Here is a 21,397-nt window from a genome sequence, read left to right as displayed (position 1 = left end):
TCGCGGTGCCGCCCAGTCTAGCGTCTGGGCGTAAACGGTCCGCGATTGTACGGACTTGCCAATGGAATCTGCTCAATGGCTCTCGAATTCACCCTGAACCACCTCGCTGCGGCTTCGGCCGCCGTTGACTGCCTCGTCGTCGGCGCCTATGCCGACCATACCCTGACTGCGTCCGCGCAGGCACTGGATGCTGCAAGCGGTGGCCGCCTGGCCGCCCTGGCCCAGCGCGGCGACCTGTCCGGCAAGACCGGCGCCACCACCCTGCTGCACGACCTGCCGGGCGTGACCGCCCCGCGCGTGCTGGTGGTCGGCCTCGGCGATGCCGCCCGCTTCGGCGTGCCGCAGTACCTGAAGGCAGTCGGCGATGCTGTGCGCGCGCTGAAGGCCGGCGCTGCGCGCAGCGCACTGTTCACCCTGTCCGAAGTGGCGGTGAAGGACCGCGACGCGGCCTGGGCGATCCGCCAGGCGGTGATCGCTGCCGACCACGCGGCCTACCGCTACACCGCCACCCTGGGCAAGAAGAAGGCCGACGATGCCGGCCTGGCCCAGCTGGCCATCGCCGGTGAGGATGCGCAGGCCCTGGCCCAGGGCCAGGCCATCGCTGCCGGTGTCGAGTTTGCCCGCGAGCTGGGCAACCTGCCGCCGAACTACTGCACCCCGGCCTATCTGGCTGAAGTGGGCGTGAAATTCGCCGGCGAGCATGACGGTGCCGAAGCCGAGATCCTCGACGAGACCCAGATGGAAGCGCTGGGCATGGGCTCGCTGCTGGCCGTGGCCCGTGGCTCGGCCAACCGCCCGCGCCTGGTGGTGCTGAAGTGGAGCAATGGCGGCGACGCCAAGCCCTACGTGCTGGTCGGCAAGGGCATCACCTTCGATACCGGTGGCGTCAACCTGAAGACCCAGGGCGGCATCGAGGAGATGAAGTACGACATGTGCGGTGGCGCCAACGTCATCGGCACCTTCGTCGCTGCGGTCAAGGCCAAGCTGCCGTTGAACCTGGTGGTGGTGGTGCCGGCGGTGGAAAACGCCATCGACGGCAATGCCTACCGCCCGTCCGACGTCATCACCTCGATGTCGGGCAAGACCATCGAAGTCGGCAACACCGACGCCGAGGGCCGCCTGATCCTGTGCGACGCCCTGACCTACGCGCAGCGCTTCGAGCCGCAGGCGCTGGTCGATGTGGCGACCCTGACCGGTGCCTGCATGGTCGCCCTCGGTCACCAGACCGCGGGCCTGATGAGCAAGCACGATGACCTGGCCAACGAGCTGCTGGCCGCCGGCGAGCAGGTCTTCGACCGCGCCTGGCGCCTGCCGCTGTGGGACGAGTACCAGCCGATGCTGGATTCCAGCTTCGCCGACGTCTACAACATCGGCGGCCGCTGGGCCGGTGCCATCACCGCCGGCTGCTTCCTGTCGCGCTTCGCCGAAGGCCAGCGCTGGGCCCACCTGGACATCGCCGGCGTGGCCAGCGATGAAGGCAAGCGCGGCATGGCCACCGGCCGTCCGGTCGGCCTGCTGAGCCAGTGGCTGCTGGACCAGGTCGCCCGCGCCTGACGCTGTACCTGACCCTGGCCGGCAACCGCCGGCCGGGGCCTCGCCGCTCCAGCCGTCAGCCGGCATGGATCGGCACCTGCCTCACCTGGATGCCGCCATGCCCCGCGCCGACTTCTACCTGATCGCCAAGCCCCGATTCCTGACCGAGCCGTTGCGCCTGGTCTGCGAACTGGCGCGCAAGGCCAACGACGCCGGGTTGTTCACCCTGGTGCTGGCCCGCGACCAGGCCCAGGCCGAAGAACTGGACGAACTTCTCTGGTCGTTCGACGACGATGCCTACATTCCGCACCAGATCGTGGGTGAGGACGTGGACGAGGAAGAGGCGCTGGTGCTGATCGCCCCGCCCGGTGGCGAGGCGCCCGTGCGGCCGCTGGTGATCAACCTGCGCGACGAACCCTGGCTTGGCCAGTGCGAGCGCGTGCTGGAAGTGGTGCCGGCCGATCCGGAAGCGCGCGAACCGCTGCGCGAGCGCTGGCGCCAGTACAAGACCGCCGGTTACGACCTGAACAAGCACGACATGTAAGCCCTGCGAGGACCCCTTGATGCGCCTGCTGATCGCCCTGATTCTTCCCTGGCTGTCCTTTTTCACCATCGGCCGGCCCTTTGCCGGCATCGTCTGCCTGATCCTGCAGATCACCCTGATCGGCTGGCTGCCCGCCGCGATCTGGGCTGCCTATTCGGTCAGCCAGTACCACACCGACCAGAAGATCCGGCGCACCCTCGGGTCGCGCTGATCTCCCTTCCCGCCTTGATGACTGGTTCCCCCGCATGACCCAACTCGCCTCCAGCTACGACCCGAAGTCCTTCGAGACCGACCTCTACGAGGCCTGGGAGAAGGCCGGCCATTTCAAGCCGTCCGGCAAGGGCGAGCCGTACACCATCCTGCTGCCGCCGCCGAACGTGACCGGCACCCTGCACATGGGTCACGCCTTCCAGCAGACCCTGATGGATGCGCTGGTGCGCTACCACCGCATGCGCGGCTACGACACGCTGTGGCAGGTCGGTACCGACCACGCCGGCATCGCCACCGAGATGGTGGTCAGCCGCAACCTGGCGCTGGAAGGCAACGGTGAGACCCGCGATTCGCTGGGCCGCGAGGGCTTCATCGGCAAGGTGTGGGAGTGGAAGCAGCAGTCCGGCGACATCATCGAACGGCAGATGCGCCGCCTCGGCACCTCGGCCGACTGGTCGCGCAGCACCTTCACCATGGACCCGCAGCCGTCCGAAGCGGTGATCGAAGCCTTCGTGCGCTGGCACGAACAGGGCCTGATCTACCGCGGCCAGCGCCTGGTCAACTGGGACCCGGTGCTGAAGACCGCGATCTCGGACCTGGAAGTGGAGAGCGCCGAGGAAGACGGTTTCCTGTGGTCGATCGCCTACCAGCTGGATGAAGGCCTGAGCTACGAGCACGTCGAGCGTGATGCCGACGGCGTCGAAACCCTGCGCGAAACCCGCGATTACCTGGTGGTCGCCACCACCCGCCCGGAAACCCTGCTGGGCGACACCGCGGTGATGGTGCACCCCGAAGACGAGCGTTACCTGCACCTGATCGGCAAGAACGTGGTGCTGCCGCTGACCGGCCGCCGCGTGCCGGTGATCGCCGACGATTACGTCGACCGTGCGTTCGGCACCGGCGTGGTCAAGGTCACCCCGGCGCATGACTTCAACGATTACCAGGTGGGTGTGCGCCACAGCCTGCCGATGATCAACCTGTTCACCCCGGTGGCGGCGATCAACGACAACGCGCCGGAACGTTTCCAGGGGCTGGACCGTTACGACGCGCGCAAGGCCGTGCTGGGTGAACTGGAAGACCTGGGCATCCTGGTCGAGACCAAGGCGCACAAGCTGCAGGTGCCGCGTGGCGACCGTACCGGCCAGGTGATCGAGCCGTACCTGACCGACCAGTGGTTCGTGAAGATGGACGAACTGGCGCGTCGTGGCCTCGAGCTGGTCGAAGACGGTTCTATCGCCTTCGTGCCGCCGAACTGGATCAACACCTACCGCCACTGGATGACCAACATCCAGGATTGGTGCATCAGCCGCCAGCTGTGGTGGGGCCACCGCATTCCGGCGTGGTTCGATGCCGCCACCGGCAGCTGCTACGTCGGCCGCAGCGAAGAGGAAGTGCGGGCGAAGAACAATCTCGGCAGCGACGTGGTGCTGAGCCAGGAAAGCGACGTGCTGGAGACCTGGTTCTCCTCGCAGCTGTGGCCGTTCTCCACCCTGGGCTGGCCGAACGAGCAGGCGATGGCCGAGCGCGGTTTCGACCGCTACCTGCCGTCGTCGGTGCTGATCACCGGCTTCGACATCATCTTCTTCTGGGTGGCGCGCATGATCATGGCCACCGACAACCTGACCGGCAAGGTGCCGTTCAAGGACGTCTACTTCACCGGCCTGATCCGCGATGGCCAGGGCCAGAAGATGTCCAAGAGCAAGGGCAACGTGCTCGATCCGCTGGACATCATCGACGGCATCACCATCGATGATCTGGTGGCCAAGCGCACCGGTGGGCTGATGCAGCCGCGCATGGTGGAGAAGATCGAAAAGGCCACGCGCAAGGAATTCCCGGACGGCATTGCCGCCCATGGTGCCGATGCGCTGCGCTTCACCATCGCCGCGCTGGCCACCCATGGCCGCGACATCAAGTTCGACATGAACCGCGCCGAGGGCTACAAGAACTTCTGCAACAAGCTGTGGAACGCCAGCCGCTTCACCCTGATGAACACCGAAGGTGCGGCGTTCACCGGCGTGCCGACGCCGCGTACCGATGCCGAGCGCTGGATCCTCTCGCGCCTGGCCGCTACCACCGCCGAAGCGCAGGGCCATTTCGCCGCCTATCGCTTCGACCTGCTGGCGCAGTGCCTGTACGAATTCGCCTGGAACGCGTTCTGCGACTGGTTCCTGGAGCTGAGCAAGCCGGCGTTGAATGGCGCCGATGCCGCCGACGCTGACAGCACCCGCCACACACTGTTGTATGTGCTGGAAGCGCTGCTGCGCCTGCTGCACCCGCTGACCCCGTTCATCACCGAACAGCTGTGGCAGCAGCTGGCCCCGCGCCTGGGCCTGGCCGAAACCACGCTGTCGCTGCGCCCGTACCCGACCGCCGCCGAGTTCGAGGGCGATCATGCGCAGGCCGAGGCCGACGTTGAATGGTTGAAGGCGGTGATCAGTGCCGTGCGCCGCGTGCGCAGCGAACTGAACGTCGCCCCGTCCAAGCTGGTGCCGCTGCGCCTGCTGGCCGGCCAGGAACATGCCGGGCAGAACCAGGACCGCGTGCGCATCGAGCGCTTCAGTGCCTCGCTGTCGTTCCTGCTGAAGCTGGACAGCATCCAGTGGCTGGCCGACGCACAGAGTGCGCCGCCGGCAGCCGCCGCGATCGTCGGTGAGCTGAAGCTGCTGGTACCGCTGGAAGGCCTGGTTGATCTCGATGCCGAGCGCGCGCGCCTGGACAAGGAGATCAAGCGCGTGGAAGGCGAGCAGGAAAAGAGCGAGACCAAGCTGGCCAAGTTCTCCGACAAGGTGCCGCCGGCGGTGATCGAGCAGGAGCGCGTGCGCCTGGTCGACTGGAACAACCAGCTGGCTGGCCTGCGCGAGCAGCGCGCGAAGCTGTAACGCCTCGCCGGTGGGTGTGGACCGTGGTCCGCACCGCTGTGAAGTGCCAACCAAGGTTGGCACCTGCCCTGCAGAACGATGTGCCGACCAAGGTCGGCACCCACCCCTGCGTTTTGGCATCATCACCCGATGCCACTTTCCATCTTCCTGCTGGTCCTCGCTGCCGCGGCACTACATGCCAGCTGGAACGCGATCGTCAAACGCGGACCGGACAAATTCCTCGGCACCGTACTGGTCACCGGCAGCGCCGCGCTGTTGTCTGTGCTCGTCTTGCCATGGCTGCACTTCCCTGCCGCGGAAAGCTGGCCGTGGCTGGGCGCGTCGGTGCTGCTGCAGGTGACGTACTACGCGTTGGTCGCACGCTGCTACCAGCAGGTCGACATGAGCCTGGCGTATCCAATGATGCGCGGCTGCGCGCCGATCCTGGTTGCGCTGGCCGGCGCCGTGCTCGGCGAACGCCTGCCGCCGTCGGCCTGGCTCGGCGTCATCCTGGTGAGTGGCGGCATCCTGTGCATGGCCCGCGGCGCACGCAGTGGCCAGCTGCGGCTGCCGTTGCTGACGGCGGCGATGATCGCCACCTACACGCTGGTCGATGCGCAGGGCGCACGGCTGTCCGGCAATGCGCTGAGCTACACGTTGTGGCTGTTCCTGCTGTCGGGCATTCCGTTGCCGCTGTGGGCGCTGCATCGGCAGCGCGGCAAGTTGCTGGCGTATGCGCGCCAGCACTGGCCGCTGGGTGTTGCCGGCGGCATCGGCACCACCGCCTCGTATGCGATGGCGCTGTGGGCGATGACCCAGGTGCCCGTGGCCATGGTGTCGGCGCTGCGCGAATCGTCGATCCTGTTCGCGCTGCTGATCTCGGTGTTCCTGCTGCGCGAGCGGGTGCCGCGCGCGCGTTGGCTGGCGGCGGCGTTGATCGTGGCCGGCGTGTTGGCCCTGCGGCTGGCGTGAGCAACACGTGCCAACCAAGGTGGAGATTCATCGGTAGTGCCGGCCGCTGGCCGGCAACCCTCTCCATTACAGCGGCGGCATCGTCTCCAGCTCGCCGTCCACCAGTTCGATCGCCATCACCAGTGCATCTTCGCGCCCCTGCGCAGCAGGGTAATAGCGAGGGCGCCGGCCGATCTCGTTGAAGCCTTCGCTGTGATACAGCGCCAGCGCCGGGGTATTGGACGGACGCACTTCCAGGAACACCCGCTGCGCGCCTCGATCAGCGGCCAGGCGGACCAGCGCACGCAGCAGCTCACGGCCGAGCCCACGCGACTGCACCAGCGGATCGATGCAGATGTTCAGCACATGGGCTTCATCGGCAGCGAGGCTGAGCACGCCATAGCCGATCAACAGGCCATCGCGCTCCATCGCCAGGCCGGGATATCCGGCACGCAGGCAATCCAGGAAAATGCCGCGGGTCCACGGATAGGGATAGCCACGCACTTCGATGGCCATCACCGCGTTGAGATCACTCTCGCGCAGTGCACGCATCGCTACCGGCCCGGGCTGGCTGACCGCACTCATGCGGTTCCGCCCTTGCGCAGCGCGCGCAGCTGCGGCCACAACGCGCGCTTGGCTGCAGGGTCGCGACGCAGTTGTTCCAGCGGCCAGCTTTCCATCAGCGTCTGTGTGGCCGGGTCGTTTGGATTGCAGCCCGAGGCGCGCAACAGCGCGATCTGCAGGCGATCAGGCAGGCGCACCAGCGGCTGGCGCGCGTTGCCGGCGGGCAGCGGACGGGCCGCCGCCGGTACGGTATCCGGCGCCGCCACCGGCACGGCAGTGCGTGGTGGCGCGCGCTCGGGCCGAGGTTCCGGCGCCGCGTCGCGCTGGCCGGGTGCGTGCTGCATCGAAGGTGGCGCCGTGCGCGTCGGCGCGACCGGCACGGGTGCCGAGGCCGCGGCTTCAGCCACGCTCAGCTGCAATGCCGCGTCCATTTCGGCGGCCAACTTGCCATCGTGATAGACGGTATAGCCCATGGCCTGCAGCCAGGCCTGCTGGGCCGGGGACCACAACACGGGCAGGTCCTGGCTCACGCCGCCTCGGGCTTCTTGCGCAGGCGCTGCACGCCCCACATCACCGGGCCTGACAGCGCGTACAGGATGCCGACGACGAACAACACGCGGGGCAGGTCGATCACCGCGATGGCGATGGCGATCGGCACCAGTGCCAGCACCAGGAACGGGACGCGGTCCGAACGTGCGCCCTCCTTGGCCGCGCCGCCCTTGAAGCTCCAGAAGCGGATGCGGCTGACCATCAGCAGTGCGGCGACCAGGGTCACCGCCAGCGCCACGAAGCGCAGCTCGTTGCCGTTCCAGCCCAGGGTGCCATCGGCGAAGGCCCAGACGAAGGACATCATCAGGCCGGCGGCAGCCGGGCTGGCCAGGCCGACGAACCAGCGCTTGTCGACCACGGCTACCTGGGTGTTGAAGCGCGCCAGGCGCAGCGCCGCGCAGGCGGCGTACAGGAACGCCACTGCCCAGCCCAGGCGACCGACCAGCTCACCGTCGTATTTCAGTTCCGACAGGGACCAGTGGTACATCACCAGGGCCGGCGCCATGCCGAAGCTGACCAGATCGGCCAGCGAGTCGTACTGCACGCCGAACTCGCTGCTGGTGCCGGTCAGGCGCGCGACACGGCCATCGAGGCCATCCATCACCGCCGCCACGAACACGGCGATGCTGGCATTGACGAAATCCCCGTTGGCCGCGGCGATGATGGCGTAGAAGCCAGAGAACAGCCCAGCCGTGGTGAACAGGTTGGGCAGCAGGTAAATCGTGCGCGAGCGCGGCGGCGGTGTGATCGGGTCCATGGAATCCAGTTTAATCGACTTGCCAGCGGTCGGCGCCAATGCTGCAATCGGCGTTCTACGCCCATTCTGCGGAGTTTGCCATGCGTGCCCTGTCCTGCCTGGGATACCTGCTGCTGTTGGCCAGTACCACTGCGCTGGCAGGCCCCGTCTACAAGTGGAAGGACGCCAGGGGCGTGACCCAGTATTCGGAAACGCCGCCGGCCGGGGCCAAATACGAGACCCGAGCCCAGGCCAGGACACCGGCGACGGACGCAGCCCCGGAGCCTGCCGCCGCGCCGGTGCCGGAGCAATGCAGCACCGCCCGCGCGAACGTGGCGCTGCTGGAGGGCAGCGGCCCGGTGATGCAGGACACCGATGGCGACGGCAAGGCCGATACCGCACTTACCCCTGATCAGCGCAGCGCGCAGAAGGGCCTGGCCGAGGCGGCAATCAAGGCGTACTGCCCACCGGCGGGTTGAAGGGGGGATCGGCCGGGCGGCGCCCGGCACCCGCGGAGGCAACGGCCGGAGCAACTGCAACGGCGGCTTCCTGGGGGATGGCGGGGCACTGTGGGTTTGCGGGGCCGCCGTGAACCCGTCCATGGGGGCTTGGTCGCCGCATCCATGCGGCTCACACCCCGCAAACCCACAGTGCCCCGCCTTCGACAGATTCCCGGTGGCCAGTAGATCCACGCCATGCGTGGATGAATCTCCATCGAAATCGAATATTTCGAAAATTGATCGAATGAACGAAGAACATCCACGCATGGCGTGGATCTACGGTGTCGACCAAGGTCGACACCTACCAATAGCAAGCCACGCCGTCCAGACAGATTACGGAAAACTGTCGAAGGCGGGGTGGGTCCGGTTGCGGGGGTGTAAGCGCCATGGATGGCGCGCCCAAGCCTCCATGGACGGATTCACGGCGTCCCCCGCAACCGGACCCACCCCGTCATCCCACAGAAATCCCGCTTTTGACGTTGCCGTTGCTCTGGCCTCTGCGGGTGCCGGGCGCCGCCCGGCCGATACCCCTCCCCCGGCCGGGCTGGCAGAATAGGTGTCTCTGCCGTAAACCGAAGCCGACGATGCGCCTCTCCCAGTTCCACCTGCACACCACCAAGGAAACCCCCAGCGACGCCGAGCTGACCAGCCACCGGCTGATGCTGCGCGCGGGCATGATCCGCAAGCTCGCGTCCGGCCTCTACACCTGGTCGCCGCTGGGCCTGCGCGTGCTGCGCAAGGTCGAACGCATCGTCCGCGAGGAAATGGACCGTGCCGGTGCCGTCGAATTCCAGATTCCGACCATCCAGCCGAAGGAACTGTGGGAGCAGACCGGCCGCTGGCAGAAGTTCGGCCCGCAGCTGCTGAAGATCAAGGACCGCAAGGAACAGACCTTCTGCTACAGCCCCACCGCCGAAGAAGCGGCCTGCGATTTCGCGCGCAGCGAACTGTCCAGCTACAAGCAGCTGCCGGTGAACTTCTACCAGATCCAAACCAAGTTCCGCGACGAGATCCGTCCGCGCTTCGGTGTGATGCGTGCGCGCGAGTTCCTGATGAAGGACGCCTATTCGTTCCACCTGCACGACGAAGACCTCGTGCGTGAGTACGAAAACATGAAGGTGGCCTACAGCCGCATCTTCACCCGCCTGGGCCTGGACTTCCGCATGGTGCAGGCCGATTCCGGCGCGATCGGCGGTGACGCCTCGCAGGAATTCCACGTGATCGCCGATTCCGGTGAAGACGCGCTGGTGTTCTCCACCGGTTCTGACTACGCCGCCAACATGGAAGCGGCCATTGCCGCCGATCCGGCTGCGCGCGCTGCGGCCAGCGAAGCGCTGCGCAAGGTCGAGACCCCGATCCAGAAGACCTGCGAAGACGTTGCCGCCCTGCTCGGCATCGACCTGCAGCGCACCGTGAAGTCGGTGGCGCTGATCGCCGGTGAAGGCAAGGAACAGCAGTTCGTGCTGGTGCTGGTGCGTGGCGACCACGAGGTCAATGAGATCAAGCTGGGCAAGGTTGCCGGCCTGGACGAACAGCGTTTTGCCAGCGAAGCAGAGATCGCCGACTACCTCGGCAGCGTCCCGGGCTTCCTCGGTCCGGTCGCGCCGGCCAAGCCGATCCGCGTGGTCGCCGATCGCGAAGTGGCGGCGATGTCCGACTTCGTCGTGGGTGCCAACGAGGCCGGTTTCCACCTGGCTGGCGTCAACTGGGGCCGCGACCTGGCGGAACCGGAAGTGGCGGACATCCGCAATGTACGCGCCGGTGATCGTGCGCTGGATGGCGGCGAGCTGAAAATCGCCCGCGGCATCGAAGTCGGCCACGTGTTCCAGCTGGGCCGCACCTATGCGAAAGCGCTCGATGCCACCGTGCTGGACGAGAACGGCAAGGCTGCGGTGATGACGATGGGCTGCTACGGCATCGGCATTTCGCGCGTGGTCGCCGCCGCGATCGAACAGAACCACGATGACGCCGGCATCATCTGGCCCGACGCGATGGCGCCGTGGCAGGTGGTGGTCTGCGTGATCAATCCGAAGGGCGACGCTGCCGTGGCCGATGCGGCGGCAGGCCTGCTGCAGGAACTGCGCGATGCCGGCCTGGATGCCGCACTGGACGACCGCGGCCTGCGCCCGGGCGCGATGTTTGCCGACATGGAACTGATCGGCATCCCGCACCGGGTGGTGGTCAGCGAGCGCGGCCTGGCCGCAGGCACCTTCGAGTACCGCTCGCGCCGCGCCGCCGAAGCGGAGAGCCTGGACAAGGCCACCCTGCTGCAGCGCCTGCAGGATTGATCGGAAAAGACCGGGGTATACCCCGGTCTTTTTTTGCCGGATGGCCGCCCCCGGAAAATCGCAGCGGACATAATCCGGTCAAAATGGTCGCAACCGGGCCAGCCAGCCGACAGACGGTGACCGCAACTGTTTGTGCTGGGATTAATTCCTCATTACTCTGTCCCGCGACGCCACGGACCGGCTCGTCCCTGTCCCTAAATTAGTTTCTGGAGTAATCGTTGATGAGCATCGACCTGACCGGCCTGTCGGCACGTGAGCTGGGCGCATTGATCCGCACAGCCAAGAAGCAGCAGACCATCGTCGCCAAGCGTCGCCCGATCACCAAGGTGCGTGCCCAGCTGAGCAAGCTGGCCAAGACCGAGGGTTACACCATCGAGGAACTGTTCGGTGGTGAACCCGCACCGCGCGCACGCAAGGTCGCCAAGGCCACCAAGGCCACCAAGGCCCCGTCCAAGACCGCCGGCCGCAAGCTGGGCAAGGTTGCACCGAAGTACCGCAACCCGGCCAACCCGAAGGAAACCTGGACCGGTCGTGGCAAGCAGCCGCGCTGGATGGCCGAGCTGACCGCCAAGGGCAGCAAGAAGCCGGAAGATTTCCTGATCAAGAAGGCCTGAGGCCAGATCGGGTCGCAATGAAAAACGCCGGCGAAAGCCGGCGTTTTTTTGGGGTAGCGCCGGGCCATGCCCGGCGAGCGCAGCGGTTGGTTTCCCGATCCGCCGGGCATGGCCCGGCGCTACCGCCCCCGATCACAGCGTCTTGCGCGCCGGCATCAGCAGGTTGCCGAACAGCAGGCCGGCGACCAGCGCCATCACCACGTTCAACACGGTCAGGAACACGCTCTGGCCGGCGCCCACGTCCTGTTGCTGGACCAGGGTCAGCACGCCGCGCAGGCTGGTGCTGCCAGGCACCATCATGATGATGCCCGGCAGGCGGATGATCGCGCCGGGACGGCCGACCACGCGCCCGAACAGGTTGCCGCCGGCGGTCAGCAGCATCGCCGACAGGAAGATGCCGGCCGGCGTACCCCAGGCATGACCACCAAACTTGGAGATCGCGTAACCGGCGACCGAGGCGGCGATCACCCATGGATAGTCGCGACGGTTGGCCTTGAACAACATGGCGAAGGCGAACGCCGCCGTCAGCAGCGAGCCCCACTCGACCCACGGCCCCTGTGGCCGCGAGGCACGGATCATCGGGTCCAGCCCCAGCACATCGGCCAGGGTCACCGCGATCATCGCGCCGACACTGAGCTTCATGATCGTGGTCAACGCGCCGGCAAAGCGCGCGGTGCCGGACACCCAGTGCTGGCTGGCCAGTTCATTGACCGCATTGGTCAGCGACATGCCCGGCAGCAGCACCACCAGCGAGGCGATGATCACCGTGTTGAGATTCAGGGCGCCCACGAAGGTGGCAACCACGGTGGCGACCAGGCCGGCCAGCAGCGCCGCCAGTGCTTCGGCCGCTTCACGGCTGGCCGGGCGCTTGTCGGTAACCATGCCGAGCAGGCCGATCAGCAGGCCGATGACACCGGCGGTGGCGATGTCCAGCCACGGCAGCTTCCACATGCCTGCCACGCCGGCCGCACCGAGGGTGAAGGACAGGATGGTGCGCAGCTTGCCGCGCCGGCCCGGATCCTTGTCCAGCTGGCGCAGCGCGGTGTGGCCCTGGGCGATGCTCATGCGGCCATTGGCCACTTCTTCGGCGATCCCGTCAGCCACGCTGAGCTTGTGCAGGTCGTTCTCGCCGGGCGCCAGCCGGATCACCCGGGTGATGTCGCTGGAGCCGATGGCCTGCGCCGGGTCGCTGAAACTGAGGATGATGCCGGTGGGATTCGACCACGGTTCACAATCCAGATCGAGCTGCCGGGCCAATGCAACCACCGCCGCTTCCAGGCGCTGGGCCGTTGTGCCGTAGCTGTGCAGGCGGCCGGCGATCTCGGAAACGAAGGCCACGCGCTGCGCGTAGGTGGCCTGGGGCGTGGGGATCGTGTGAGCGTCTGCGGACATGCGCCGTAGTATTACCTACGTCAGGCTCTGCTGGAGAAATTCATCCTGGTTCGACGCGACGTGCAATTCAGAACGGTTATGCTGCGACCCGAATGGCCCCCATGACCCCGACCCACGCCCCCCAGCTCGAACAGGACGCTCAGGATCCGGGACTGATCCGGCTGTCCGGCCACTGGACCCTGAAGACCGCGCTGGCCGCGGCCGAAGTGCTGCGTGGCGTTCCGGACACGCTGACCGGCATCGACGCCACCGGCATCGAGCAGCTCGACTCGGCCGGCGTGCTGCAGGTGCTGCGCGTCGCCCATCGTGCCGATCTCGGCGAGCACGCGCTGCAGTTCCGCCCGGACCACCAGGCGCTGGTGTGCACCATCGAAGAAGTGGCCGACGACCGTCCGAAGCCGAAGCGTGACTTCGGCGTGCTGGCGGCACTGGAGCGGCTGGGCGTCAGCGTCCATGCCACGGGCCACAACATCAAGGCGCTGTGCAGCTTCCTCGGTGAGAACCTGGTCAAGGCCGCACGCCTGGTCAAGGAACCCCGACGTTTCCGCCTGACCGCGACCGTGCACCAGATGGAGCAGGTCGGGCTAGACGCCGTGCCGCTGGTCGCGCTGCTGTCCTACCTGGTCGGCGCAGTGATCGCCTTCCTCGGCTCGACCATCCTGCGCGATTTCGGCGCGGAGATCTTCGTCGTCGAGCTGGTCAACATCGCCTTCCTGCGCGAATTCGCCGTGCTGCTGACCGCGATCGTGCTGGCTGGCCGCACCGCCAGTGCGTTCACCGCGCAGATCGGTGCGATGAAGGCACGCGAGGAGATCGATGCGATGCGCACCCTGGGGCTCGACCCCATCGACCTGCTGGTGCTGCCGCGCCTGGTCGCACTGCTGGTGACCCTGCCGCTGCTGACCTTCATCGCGATGATCGCCGGCTTGGCCGGCGGCATCACGGTCGGCGCGTTCGACCTGGATATTCCGCCGCAGATGTACATCGCGCGCATGCACGACACGATGGAAGTGCGGCACATGCTGGTGGGCCTGTCCAAGGCACCGGTATTTGCGCTGGTGATCGGCCTGATCGGCTGTCTGGAAGGCCTGAAGGTGGAAGGCACCGCGCAGTCGGTCGGCGAGCGCACCACCTCCAGCGTGGTGCAGACGATCTCGCTGGTGATCATCATCGACGCCTTCGCGGCGTTGTGGTTCATGCACATGGACTGGTGACATGAGCACGCATCCGATCCCCGAAGAAGTGCCCATGCAGGACGACGAAGGCCACGACCTGGCCATCCGCGTGCGCGGGCTGGTCAACCGCTTTGGCAGCCAGACCGTGCACGAAGGGCTGGACCTGGACGTGCGCCGTGGCGAGATCCTTGGCGTGGTGGGTGGTTCGGGCACCGGCAAATCGGTGCTGATGCGCTCGATCTTGGGCCTGCGCGTGCCGGATGAAGGGCAGATCGAAGTGCTCGGCCGCGACGCGCGTGCCGACGACGCCGAGAGCCGCCTGCACATCGAACGCAATACCGGCGTGCTGTTCCAGGACGGCGCCCTGTTCTCGTCGCTGACCGTCGGCGAAAACGTGCAGGTGCCGCTGAAGGAACATCATCGCGAACTGCCCGAGCGCTGGCACTACGAGCTGGCCCTGCTGAAGGTGAAACTGGCCGGTCTGCCCGCCGATGCGATCAACAAGCTGCCCTCGCAGCTGTCTGGCGGCATGCGCAAGCGCGCCGGCCTGGCACGTGCACTGGCGCTGGATCCGCCGCTGCTGTTCCTGGACGAACCCACCGCCGGGCTGGACCCGATCGGTGCGGCCGCGTTCGACCGCCTGATCAAGACCCTGCAGGAAGCGCTGGGGCTGACCGTGTTCCTGATCACCCACGACCTGGACACGCTGTATGCCATCTGCGACCGGGTGGCAGTCATCGCCGACCGCAAGGTGGTGGCCAATGCGCCGCTACCGGAAATCGAGAAACTGGATCATCCGTGGATCCAGGAATACTTCCACGGACCCCGCGCGCGCGCCGCGCGTGGCGAACAGATCGAGAGTGCCTGAGCCATGGAAACAAAAGCCAACTACGTGCTGATCGGCGCGTTCACCCTGATCACCGGCCTGGCCCTGCTGGCCTTCGGCCTGTGGGCCGCCAAGTACTCCTCCGACCGTACCTGGCAGGAATACCGGGTGGTGTTCCGCGAAGCGGTGACCGGCCTGTCGGTCGGCAGCCCGGTGCAGTACAACGGCATCGCGGTGGGCTCGATCACCGAACTGAACCTGGTGCCGGACGATCCGCGCCAGGTGGTCGCACGCATCCGCCTGAACTCGACCACGCCGGTCAAGACCGATACCCGCGCCAAGCTGGCGATCACCAGCCTGACCGGCCCGTCGATCATCCAGCTCAGCGGCGGCACGCCGCAGTCGCCGGCGCTGACCACGGTCAACAAGGATCCGGCGCCGATCATCCCGACCACGCCGTCAGCGCTGCAGAACATCACCGACGTGGCCAACCGCATCGTCGAGCGCATGGACCAGATCCTCAGCGACCGCAACGTCGCCTCGATCAACGCCACGTTGGCCAATCTGGAAACGATCAGTGGCGGCCTGGCCGACCGCGACCAGGGCACGCAGTCGCTGCTGCTCAGCGCGCGCGATGCCGCGCGCAGCCTGGACGCCACCCTGAAGACCACCAACGGCACCATCGAGCGCCTGGACAAGAACCTGGTGCAGCAGCTGCCGGGCATCATCGACAAGCTCGACGCCACCCTGGCCAAGCTGGATTCGGCCGCCGGCAATGCCGATTCGATCCTTGGCGAGAACCGCGCGGCCATCAACAGCTTCGCCAATGATGGTCTGGGCCAGCTCGGCCCGACGCTGGGTGAACTGCGTGGCCTGATCCGGGACCTGCGCCGGGTCAGCGACCGTCTTGAGAACAACCCCGCGCGCTACCTGCTCGGCCGCGACGCCCCGAAGGAGTTCGAACCCAAATGAGCCCGACCACCCTTCCGCGCCTGTTGCTGGCCGCATCGCTGGCCACCCTGCTGGGTGGCTGCTCGATCCTTGGCAGCGGCGACAAGAACCCCGTCACCCTGTATTCGCCGGCCGTGCAGGTCAAGGTCGACCCCAGCTGGCCGCAGGCCGACTGGCAACTGGTGCTGGCCAAGCCCAGCGCTGCGCGCATGGTCGACAGCCCGCGCATCAACGTGCGGCCGACGCCGTCCGAGCTGGAGATCTACAAGGGCGCCAGCTGGGCACAGCCGGCCACCGACATGATCGAAGACACCCTGCTGCGTGGTTTCGAGGATTCCGGCCGCATCCACGGCGTGGCCCGCGTCGCCGCCGGCATCCGCGCCGACTACAAGCTGTCGACCGACATCCGTCGCTTCGAATCGGACTACCAGGGCCAGGCAACGCCGACGGTCGTCATCGAGATCAACGCCAAGCTGATCGATGTGACCAACCAGCGCGTGGTCGCCGACCGCACCTTCCGTCAGCTGCAGCCGGTAGGCAGCACTGATGTGTCGGCGGTGGCCGCCGCCTTCGAGCGTGGACTGCAGCAGGTAGCGCAGGACGTGGTGGGCTGGACGCTGACCAGCGGGCAGAACGACAAGCAGGCGCTGAAGCGCTGATCGGTTTCCGCTGATTACGCCGGGCCTGGTCCCGCGATGCGGGTAGATCCACGCCATGCGTGGATGATTGCTCCGGGACCTGCGTCAGGTCCGCGGCGTGATCCAGCGGAACGTCAGGTTGATGCGTTCACCCTGCACCCGCGCCATCTTCGGCAGCGCGTGCTGGTAGTGGCGCTGGGTAGCGCCTCCCATCAACAGCAGATCGCCGTGGCCAAGCAGGTATTCGGCCTTGCGCGCAGGATCGTCACGTCGGCGCAGCAGGAACCGTCGCGCCGCTCCGAGGCTCAACGAAGCAATCAGCGGCGCCGGCCCCAGCTCCGGCTCGTCATCGCTGTGCCAGCCCATGTAGTCGGTGCCGCCGCGATAGCGGTTGAGCAGCACGCTGTTGAATCGACCCACGCCCTCGAGCTGCAGCCGGTCGCGCAGCGCGGACAGCAGTGGCGGCCACGGATGGGGCACGAACTCGGCGCCTGAATAGCGGTAGCGCGCCTGCGGATCGCCGATCCAGCAGCTCAACCGGGGTGAGTCCACCCAGTTGCCGAACATGCGGATGCGGTGAACCTCCCAGGGCACATCGGCCTGCACTGCCTGCTGCAGCGCATCGGCCTGCCCAGCAGGCAGCCAACCACGCAGATGGCGGACATCGGCGTTGCGGAGGTCATCCGGGTCAGGCGGGAACAGCACGGGTCCAGCTTCCTTCTTTCGGGACGGCGATCAAGCATGCCCCGATTTGCCCGGTTCAGGTGCACACGGGACAATGCTCCCCTCTTCCTGCCTATAGTCCCCGATGCGCTCGATGCACTCCACCACGTGCCCCCGGTTTCCCTGGGCTTCCCTGCCGGCGACGCGTCGATGAAGCTGAAACGCTATGTCGACGCGGCGCGGCGCTCGGTGCAACAGCACGGAGGAGGGGTGGCGGGCCTCTGGTCGGTGCTGGGCCGTGCGGTCAAAGTCATGCGCGCCATGGGCGTACACGGACTGCTGACGCGCCTGCGCGCGGCCAGCACGGTACGCAGGTCCGTTGCTGAACCGCTGGATATGCAGGCGTTGCCTGACCCTGTCCCGCTGGAGCAATTGCAGCTGCGGGTGGGCGTGATGGCGCACGTCTTCTACGCCGACCTGATCGACGAATTCGCGCAGGCCCTCGCCAGGATTCCGGTGCCCTTCACGCTGCTGGTATCGGTGATGGACGCGGCAGCCGAAGCGCAAGCCCGTGACAGGTTTGGCCGGTTGACCAATGTGCATGCGCTGGTCATCAAGCAAGTACCCAACCGCGGCCGGGACATCGCGCCCCTTCTGGTCGCATTCCGCGAAGAAGTGATGGGACTGGATGTGATCGGCCACATCCATACGAAGAAGTCACTGTATACGGGCAGCGAGCAGGAAGGGTGGCGGCACTATCTGCTCGACAGCCTGCTAGGCTCTCCCGAACGAATCGGCTGGATCCTGGGCACCCTGCAGGCCGATCCGAAGTTGGGGCTGGTCTATCCGGAAAGCTATCATGGCGTTCCATTGTGGGCGCATACCTGGCTCAGCAATGTTCCGGTCTGCGACGCATTGGCACTGCAGCTTGGCATCGCACTCGACCACCAGCGCTACATCGATTTCCCCGCCGGCTCGATGTTCTGGGCCCGTGTGGATGCCCTGCGCCCGCTGTATGAGCTGGACCTTCCACTGCAGGCATTCCCGACCGAAGAAGGCCAGGTTGACGGCACCCTGCAACACGCGGTGGAACGGATGTTTGGCGTGATCACGCGCCACCAGGGCTATCGCTTGGGAATCCTGCCAGCCGATGGCCGGTGCACCCTGCAGAGCGAAGGCGAGCGCAACGTCGCTGACCTTCTGCAGACGCCATTGCCGGAGCGTCTGCAGATGGCCGCGTTGAACGCGAGGCTGGTGACGGTCGACATCTTCGATACTCTGGTTACCCGTGCATTCCTGACCCCTGCGGGATCACGGGAGCACCTTGCATGGCGCCTTCAGCAAACCCTGGCTGTGACCGGCTTCACCATGCACCGCGCCTCCGTCGAAAACCAGCTGCGCGAAAAGTTGGGGCGCGACCCTACCCTTGCAGAAATCCATACCCGCTTGGCCGATCGACTGGGCCTGCCAGGAGTGACAGCCGACACGCTGATCGAAGCCGAGCTGGCGCACGAACGCGCGGTACTGCGACCTCGGCGCGGCGTACTTGCAGCCTTGCAGCAGGCGCATCTGGTTCCGATGACCGTGTTTTCCGATATGTACCTATCCACCAGCGACATGCAGATCGTGCTGCCACCAACCGTGAAGGCCGAGATCGGGCGATGGTGGATTTCCTGCGAAACGGGCTTGCGCAAGGATGCCAAGGCCAGCTGGCAGCAGATCGCACAGCGGGAAGACCGCAGCGATGGGTGCTGGTTGCACGTAGGTGACAATGAACACGCCGATATCCAGATGCCGCAGCTGGCAGGGCTGCTGTCACCGGTGCACGTGCTGCGCCCCTCAGCTCTGCTGGATGTCCTTCCCGCGCTGCGCCCGCTACGGCATGGCCTGGGGGCCACAGCAGCGTGGCCCGAGCAGCTGTGGCGGGGGCTGGTAGTCAATCGTTTCGCAGAGCTTCTGGACACGGCGCCGCAGCAGTTGCTGGGTCGTCCTCAGCTGCAACCCTCCATGCTGGGATATGTGGTACTGGGTCCGCTGTTACTGGATTTCCTGCTGCATGCTACTGACGTTGCGCATCGCAACGGCATCGACCAGCTGTTGTTCCTGAGCCGTGAAGGATTCCTGCTCCATCAAGCATTCGAACGCCTGCAAGGGTGCCATGCCGATGCTGCCACGCTGATGGGCAGTTACTTCCTGGCCTCGCGCCGAGCCACCCTGCTCCCCTCCCTGCAGAGTGTCGAAGACCTTCCCCGCGCACTGCAGGGAACGTTCAACGGCTCACTGCGACAACTGCTGCAGGCACGCTTGGGCGATGACGCAGCGGCAGTTGTCGAGGCGGCGTTGCCGGAACTGATCCGGCGCGACGTCTTCCTGCCGGAGATGTCAGGTGAGGTGGCGCAATGGCTGCTGCCGGCGCTGCCGGCGCTGCTGGATCTGGCCGCGCAACAGCGCCAGGCGTACCGGACGTACTGGGCCGAAACTGTTGGCGAGCGGACACCGATGGTGGTCGACATCGGCTATGCCGGTAGCATCCAGCGCAACCTGGCGCAACTGCTGCAACAACCGCTGGGCGGCTGCTACATGGCCCTGAATGAAGGCGCCCATGCCCTGCAGGGGCAGGGATGGGCCGAAGCCCGCTACGTCGATGGACGCCTACCCGGTGCAGATGTCGAAGGCTCCATGCTGTTGACCCACGATCTGCTGCTGGAATCACTGCTGGCAGCGCCGCAAGGGCAGTTCAACGGGTTTGACACGGCAACCGGTGCGCAGTGTTTCGGCGCCATGGAACTGTCCACGGAAGGAGTGCACGTACTCGACGAGGTACACCAGGGAGCGCTTCAGTTCATCGATGATGTGTGTACGGCGATCGGCGGAGATGTCGCCGCACTTTCGTTCGATCCGCAAGGCGTCCAGCTCCCTCTACACTGCTTGGGGAGTGGACGTTGGAACGGTGGCACCGGGCTTGCATTGTTGGCTACAGACGATGCGTTCACCGGCCGCGGCACGGTGAACGCAAGTCCGCGATCGTCCTAGCGCTTGAACGCAACGCCCGTCTTTTCCTTCAATTCATCCTCGCCCACACCCGCGGCAGTCTCCACCAGCACCAGACCGTCATCGGTCACATCGAATACCGCCAGGTCGGTGATGATGCGATCGACCACGCCCACACCGGTCAGCGGCAGCGTGCATTCGGCCAGGATCTTGTGTTCGCCGTTCTTGGCGGTGTGCTCCATCAGCACCACCACCCGCTGTACGCCGGCCACCAGATCCATCGCCCCGCCCATGCCCTTGACCATCTTGCCGGGCACCATCCAGTTGGCCAGGTCACCCTGGTCGGTGACCTGCATCGCGCCGAGGATGGCCAGGTTGACGTGGCCACCGCGGATCATCGCGAAGCTGTCATGGCTGCCGAAATAGCTGGCCCCCGCACGTGCGGTGACGGTCTGCTTGCCGGCATTGATCAGGTCTGCATCGACCTCATCCTCGGTCGGGAACGGGCCGATACCCAGCAGGCCGTTTTCCGACTGCAGCCACACGTCCACACCGTCGGGAATATGGTTGGCCACCAGCGTCGGCAGGCCGATGCCCAGGTTCACGTAGGCGCCATCGGTCAGTTCACGCGCAGCGCGCGCCGCCATCTCGTCGCGGGTCCATGCCATCTCAGTTGCCCTCCGCACGGATGGTGCGCTGTTCGATACGTTTTTCGGGAGTGGGGTTGTGCACGATGCGGTGCACGTAGATACCCGGCAGGTGCACCTGGTCCGGGTCGATGCTGCCGACCGGCACCACCTCCTCTACTTCCACGATGCAGACCTTGCCGGCCATCGCACAGGCCGGGTTGAAATTGCGCGCGGTCTTGCGGAACACCAGGTTGCCGGCCTCGTCGGCCTTCCAGGCCTTGACCAGTGCCACGTCGGCGCGCAGCGCGGTTTCCATCACGTAGTGCTTGCCGTCGAACTCACGGGTTTCCTTGCCTTCGGCCACCACCGTGCCATAGCCGGTAGCGGTGAAGAACGCCGGGATACCCGCACCACCGGCACGCAGGCGTTCGGCCAGGGTGCCCTGCGGATTGAATTCCAGCTCCAGCTCGCCGGCCAGGAACTGCCGTTCGAACTCCTTGTTCTCGCCCACGTAGGACGAAATCATCTTCCTGATCTGCCGGGTTTCCAGCAGCTGGCCCAGGCCGAAGCCATCCACGCCGGCGTTGTTGGAGATCACGGTCAGGCCCTTGGCCCCACTGTCGCGCAGTGCGGCGATCAGTGCTTCAGGAATACCGCACAGGCCGAAGCCACCCACGGCCAGAACCTGGCCATCAGCGACCACGCCCTGCAGGGCATCCGCCGCAGAGGCGAAACGCTTGCTGCGCGTGCCGCTGGAAGTCGATTGCTGCATCTCTACTGCCCTA

The 21,397-nt window shown here is 66.3% G+C and carries 20 protein-coding genes; 13 read left to right on the top strand and 7 right to left on the bottom strand.

The window, feature by feature from the left end:
* The first annotated feature begins 75 nt into the window (after nucleotides 1-75).
* The 5 genes from HFK18_RS13815 to HFK18_RS13795 all read left to right on the top strand — a co-directional run bounded on the left by HFK18_RS13815 (nucleotide 76) and on the right by HFK18_RS13795 (nucleotide 6,117).
* A complete protein-coding gene (locus HFK18_RS13815) occupies nucleotides 76-1,554 on the top strand; it encodes a leucyl aminopeptidase (RefSeq protein WP_099820363.1) in 1,479 nt (492 codons plus the stop codon).
* A 97-nt stretch (nucleotides 1,555-1,651) separates the two neighbouring features.
* Nucleotides 1,652-2,077, top strand: a complete 426-nt coding sequence (locus tag HFK18_RS13810; RefSeq protein WP_025879359.1) for a DNA polymerase III subunit chi — start codon at nucleotides 1,652-1,654, stop codon at nucleotides 2,075-2,077.
* A 19-nt stretch (nucleotides 2,078-2,096) separates the two neighbouring features.
* Entirely contained in the window at nucleotides 2,097-2,288 is a 192-nt protein-coding gene (locus tag HFK18_RS13805) for a YqaE/Pmp3 family membrane protein (protein WP_025879360.1), read from the top strand.
* Between the two features lie 34 nt (nucleotides 2,289-2,322).
* Nucleotides 2,323-5,166 (top strand): valine--tRNA ligase, encoded by a 2,844-nt coding sequence (locus tag HFK18_RS13800; protein ID WP_180166710.1) that lies wholly within the window; start codon nucleotides 2,323-2,325, stop codon nucleotides 5,164-5,166.
* Between the two features lie 129 nt (nucleotides 5,167-5,295).
* Nucleotides 5,296-6,117 carry an EamA family transporter gene (locus tag HFK18_RS13795; RefSeq protein ID WP_180166709.1) on the top strand — a complete coding sequence of 274 codons (822 nt, stop codon included), beginning with the start codon at nucleotides 5,296-5,298 and terminating at the stop codon, nucleotides 6,115-6,117.
* 66 nt (nucleotides 6,118-6,183) lie between these two features.
* Here HFK18_RS13795 and rimI read toward each other — a convergent pair whose 3' ends face one another.
* The 3 genes from rimI to pssA are packed head-to-tail and all read right to left on the bottom strand — an operon-like array spanning nucleotide 6,184 to nucleotide 7,966.
* On the bottom strand, nucleotides 6,184-6,681 hold the full coding sequence (gene rimI, locus HFK18_RS13790) for a ribosomal protein S18-alanine N-acetyltransferase (RefSeq protein WP_180166708.1): 498 nt from the start codon (nucleotides 6,679-6,681) through the stop codon (nucleotides 6,184-6,186).
* The gene (locus HFK18_RS13785) at nucleotides 6,678-7,190 is read right to left on the bottom strand and encodes a hypothetical protein (RefSeq protein ID WP_180166707.1); all 513 of its coding nucleotides are present in this window, start codon (nucleotides 7,188-7,190) and stop codon (nucleotides 6,678-6,680) included. The genes rimI and HFK18_RS13785 overlap by 4 nt, the downstream gene beginning before the upstream one ends.
* Nucleotides 7,187-7,966, bottom strand: coding sequence for a CDP-diacylglycerol--serine O-phosphatidyltransferase (pssA, locus tag HFK18_RS13780; protein WP_099820368.1), 780 nt, complete (start codon nucleotides 7,964-7,966; stop codon nucleotides 7,187-7,189). Before pssA ends, HFK18_RS13785 begins: the two co-directional genes overlap by 4 nt.
* Before the next feature lie 80 nt (nucleotides 7,967-8,046).
* Here pssA and HFK18_RS13775 point away from each other — a divergent pair, with 80 nt between their 5' ends.
* From HFK18_RS13775 to HFK18_RS13765, 3 genes are all read left to right on the top strand, one after another.
* Complete coding sequence (locus HFK18_RS13775) at nucleotides 8,047-8,424, top strand: DUF4124 domain-containing protein (protein WP_180166706.1); 378 nt, start codon at nucleotides 8,047-8,049, stop codon at nucleotides 8,422-8,424.
* 605 nt (nucleotides 8,425-9,029) lie between these two features.
* Nucleotides 9,030-10,733, top strand: a complete 1,704-nt coding sequence (locus HFK18_RS13770) for a proline--tRNA ligase (RefSeq protein WP_180166705.1) — start codon at nucleotides 9,030-9,032, stop codon at nucleotides 10,731-10,733.
* Nucleotides 10,734-10,954: 221 nt separating this feature from the next.
* Entirely contained in the window at nucleotides 10,955-11,347 is a 393-nt protein-coding gene (locus HFK18_RS13765; protein WP_180166704.1) for an H-NS histone family protein, read from the top strand.
* A gap of 132 nt (nucleotides 11,348-11,479) precedes the next feature.
* Here HFK18_RS13765 and HFK18_RS13760 read toward each other — a convergent pair whose 3' ends face one another.
* On the bottom strand, nucleotides 11,480-12,739 hold the full coding sequence (locus HFK18_RS13760; RefSeq protein WP_025878492.1) for a threonine/serine exporter family protein: 1,260 nt from the start codon (nucleotides 12,737-12,739) through the stop codon (nucleotides 11,480-11,482).
* A 92-nt stretch (nucleotides 12,740-12,831) separates the two neighbouring features.
* Between HFK18_RS13760 and HFK18_RS13755 the strand changes: the two genes are divergently transcribed.
* The 4 genes from HFK18_RS13755 to HFK18_RS13740 are packed head-to-tail and all read left to right on the top strand — an operon-like array spanning nucleotide 12,832 to nucleotide 16,350.
* On the top strand, nucleotides 12,832-13,953 hold the full coding sequence (locus HFK18_RS13755) for an ABC transporter permease (RefSeq protein ID WP_180166703.1): 1,122 nt from the start codon (nucleotides 12,832-12,834) through the stop codon (nucleotides 13,951-13,953).
* A gap of 1 nt (nucleotide 13,954) precedes the next feature.
* Nucleotides 13,955-14,782: an ABC transporter ATP-binding protein gene (locus tag HFK18_RS13750; RefSeq protein WP_180166702.1), complete on the top strand. Its 828-nt coding sequence runs from the start codon at nucleotides 13,955-13,957 to the stop codon at nucleotides 14,780-14,782.
* Nucleotides 14,783-14,785: 3 nt separating this feature from the next.
* On the top strand, nucleotides 14,786-15,712 hold the full coding sequence (locus HFK18_RS13745) for an MlaD family protein (RefSeq protein WP_025878489.1): 927 nt from the start codon (nucleotides 14,786-14,788) through the stop codon (nucleotides 15,710-15,712).
* Nucleotides 15,709-16,350 carry an ABC-type transport auxiliary lipoprotein family protein gene (locus tag HFK18_RS13740; RefSeq protein ID WP_033830299.1) on the top strand — a complete coding sequence of 214 codons (642 nt, stop codon included), beginning with the start codon at nucleotides 15,709-15,711 and terminating at the stop codon, nucleotides 16,348-16,350. The genes HFK18_RS13745 and HFK18_RS13740 overlap by 4 nt, the downstream gene beginning before the upstream one ends.
* A gap of 84 nt (nucleotides 16,351-16,434) precedes the next feature.
* Here the strand turns inward: HFK18_RS13740 and HFK18_RS13735 are convergent, their stop codons facing one another.
* Nucleotides 16,435-17,034, bottom strand: a complete 600-nt coding sequence (locus tag HFK18_RS13735; RefSeq protein WP_180166701.1) for an alpha-ketoglutarate-dependent dioxygenase AlkB — start codon at nucleotides 17,032-17,034, stop codon at nucleotides 16,435-16,437.
* A 168-nt stretch (nucleotides 17,035-17,202) separates the two neighbouring features.
* On the opposite strand from HFK18_RS13735, the gene HFK18_RS13730 reads away from it, so the two are divergent.
* Entirely contained in the window at nucleotides 17,203-20,025 is a 2,823-nt protein-coding gene (locus tag HFK18_RS13730; RefSeq protein ID WP_180166700.1) for a rhamnan synthesis F family protein, read from the top strand.
* Here HFK18_RS13730 and HFK18_RS13725 read toward each other — a convergent pair.
* Nucleotides 20,022-20,651: a CoA transferase subunit B gene (locus tag HFK18_RS13725; protein WP_180166699.1), complete on the bottom strand. Its 630-nt coding sequence runs from the start codon at nucleotides 20,649-20,651 to the stop codon at nucleotides 20,022-20,024. The two genes, HFK18_RS13730 and HFK18_RS13725, sit on opposite strands and share 4 nt — an antisense overlap.
* Nucleotide 20,652: 1 nt before the next feature.
* Entirely contained in the window at nucleotides 20,653-21,384 is a 732-nt protein-coding gene (locus tag HFK18_RS13720) for a CoA transferase subunit A (protein ID WP_100551502.1), read from the bottom strand.
* Nucleotides 21,385-21,397: the final 13 nt, after the last annotated feature.

This window comes from Stenotrophomonas sp. SbOxS2 (assembly GCF_013416715.1).
Classification (GTDB): domain Bacteria; phylum Pseudomonadota; class Gammaproteobacteria; order Xanthomonadales; family Xanthomonadaceae; genus Stenotrophomonas; species Stenotrophomonas lactitubi.
Note: the sequence above shows the minus strand (reverse complement) of the source record. Positions and strands in the feature narration are given on the sequence as shown.

What these genes read in the sequence shown, in the direction of transcription:
- HFK18_RS13720 (WP_100551502.1), bottom strand. Translation starts at nt 21,384, where the DNA reads ATGCAGCAATCGACTTCCAGCGGCACGCGCAGCAAGCGTTTCGCCTCT.
- HFK18_RS13810 (WP_025879359.1), top strand. Translation starts at nt 1,652, where the DNA reads ATGCCCCGCGCCGACTTCTACCTGATCGCCAAGCCCCGATTCCTGACC.
- HFK18_RS13805 (WP_025879360.1), top strand. Translation starts at nt 2,097, where the DNA reads ATGCGCCTGCTGATCGCCCTGATTCTTCCCTGGCTGTCCTTTTTCACC.
- rimI (WP_180166708.1), bottom strand. Translation starts at nt 6,681, where the DNA reads ATGAGTGCGGTCAGCCAGCCCGGGCCGGTAGCGATGCGTGCACTGCGC.
- HFK18_RS13755 (WP_180166703.1), top strand. Translation starts at nt 12,832, where the DNA reads ATGGCCCCCATGACCCCGACCCACGCCCCCCAGCTCGAACAGGACGCT.
- HFK18_RS13740 (WP_033830299.1), top strand. Translation starts at nt 15,709, where the DNA reads ATGAGCCCGACCACCCTTCCGCGCCTGTTGCTGGCCGCATCGCTGGCC.
- HFK18_RS13745 (WP_025878489.1), top strand. Translation starts at nt 14,786, where the DNA reads ATGGAAACAAAAGCCAACTACGTGCTGATCGGCGCGTTCACCCTGATC.
- HFK18_RS13775 (WP_180166706.1), top strand. Translation starts at nt 8,047, where the DNA reads ATGCGTGCCCTGTCCTGCCTGGGATACCTGCTGCTGTTGGCCAGTACC.
- HFK18_RS13730 (WP_180166700.1), top strand. Translation starts at nt 17,203, where the DNA reads ATGAAGCTGAAACGCTATGTCGACGCGGCGCGGCGCTCGGTGCAACAG.
- pssA (WP_099820368.1), bottom strand. Translation starts at nt 7,966, where the DNA reads ATGGACCCGATCACACCGCCGCCGCGCTCGCGCACGATTTACCTGCTG.
- HFK18_RS13795 (WP_180166709.1), top strand. Translation starts at nt 5,296, where the DNA reads ATGCCACTTTCCATCTTCCTGCTGGTCCTCGCTGCCGCGGCACTACAT.
- HFK18_RS13725 (WP_180166699.1), bottom strand. Translation starts at nt 20,651, where the DNA reads ATGGCATGGACCCGCGACGAGATGGCGGCGCGCGCTGCGCGTGAACTG.
- HFK18_RS13770 (WP_180166705.1), top strand. Translation starts at nt 9,030, where the DNA reads ATGCGCCTCTCCCAGTTCCACCTGCACACCACCAAGGAAACCCCCAGC.
- HFK18_RS13800 (WP_180166710.1), top strand. Translation starts at nt 2,323, where the DNA reads ATGACCCAACTCGCCTCCAGCTACGACCCGAAGTCCTTCGAGACCGAC.
- HFK18_RS13750 (WP_180166702.1), top strand. Translation starts at nt 13,955, where the DNA reads ATGAGCACGCATCCGATCCCCGAAGAAGTGCCCATGCAGGACGACGAA.
- HFK18_RS13815 (WP_099820363.1), top strand. Translation starts at nt 76, where the DNA reads ATGGCTCTCGAATTCACCCTGAACCACCTCGCTGCGGCTTCGGCCGCC.
- HFK18_RS13765 (WP_180166704.1), top strand. Translation starts at nt 10,955, where the DNA reads ATGAGCATCGACCTGACCGGCCTGTCGGCACGTGAGCTGGGCGCATTG.
- HFK18_RS13760 (WP_025878492.1), bottom strand. Translation starts at nt 12,739, where the DNA reads ATGTCCGCAGACGCTCACACGATCCCCACGCCCCAGGCCACCTACGCG.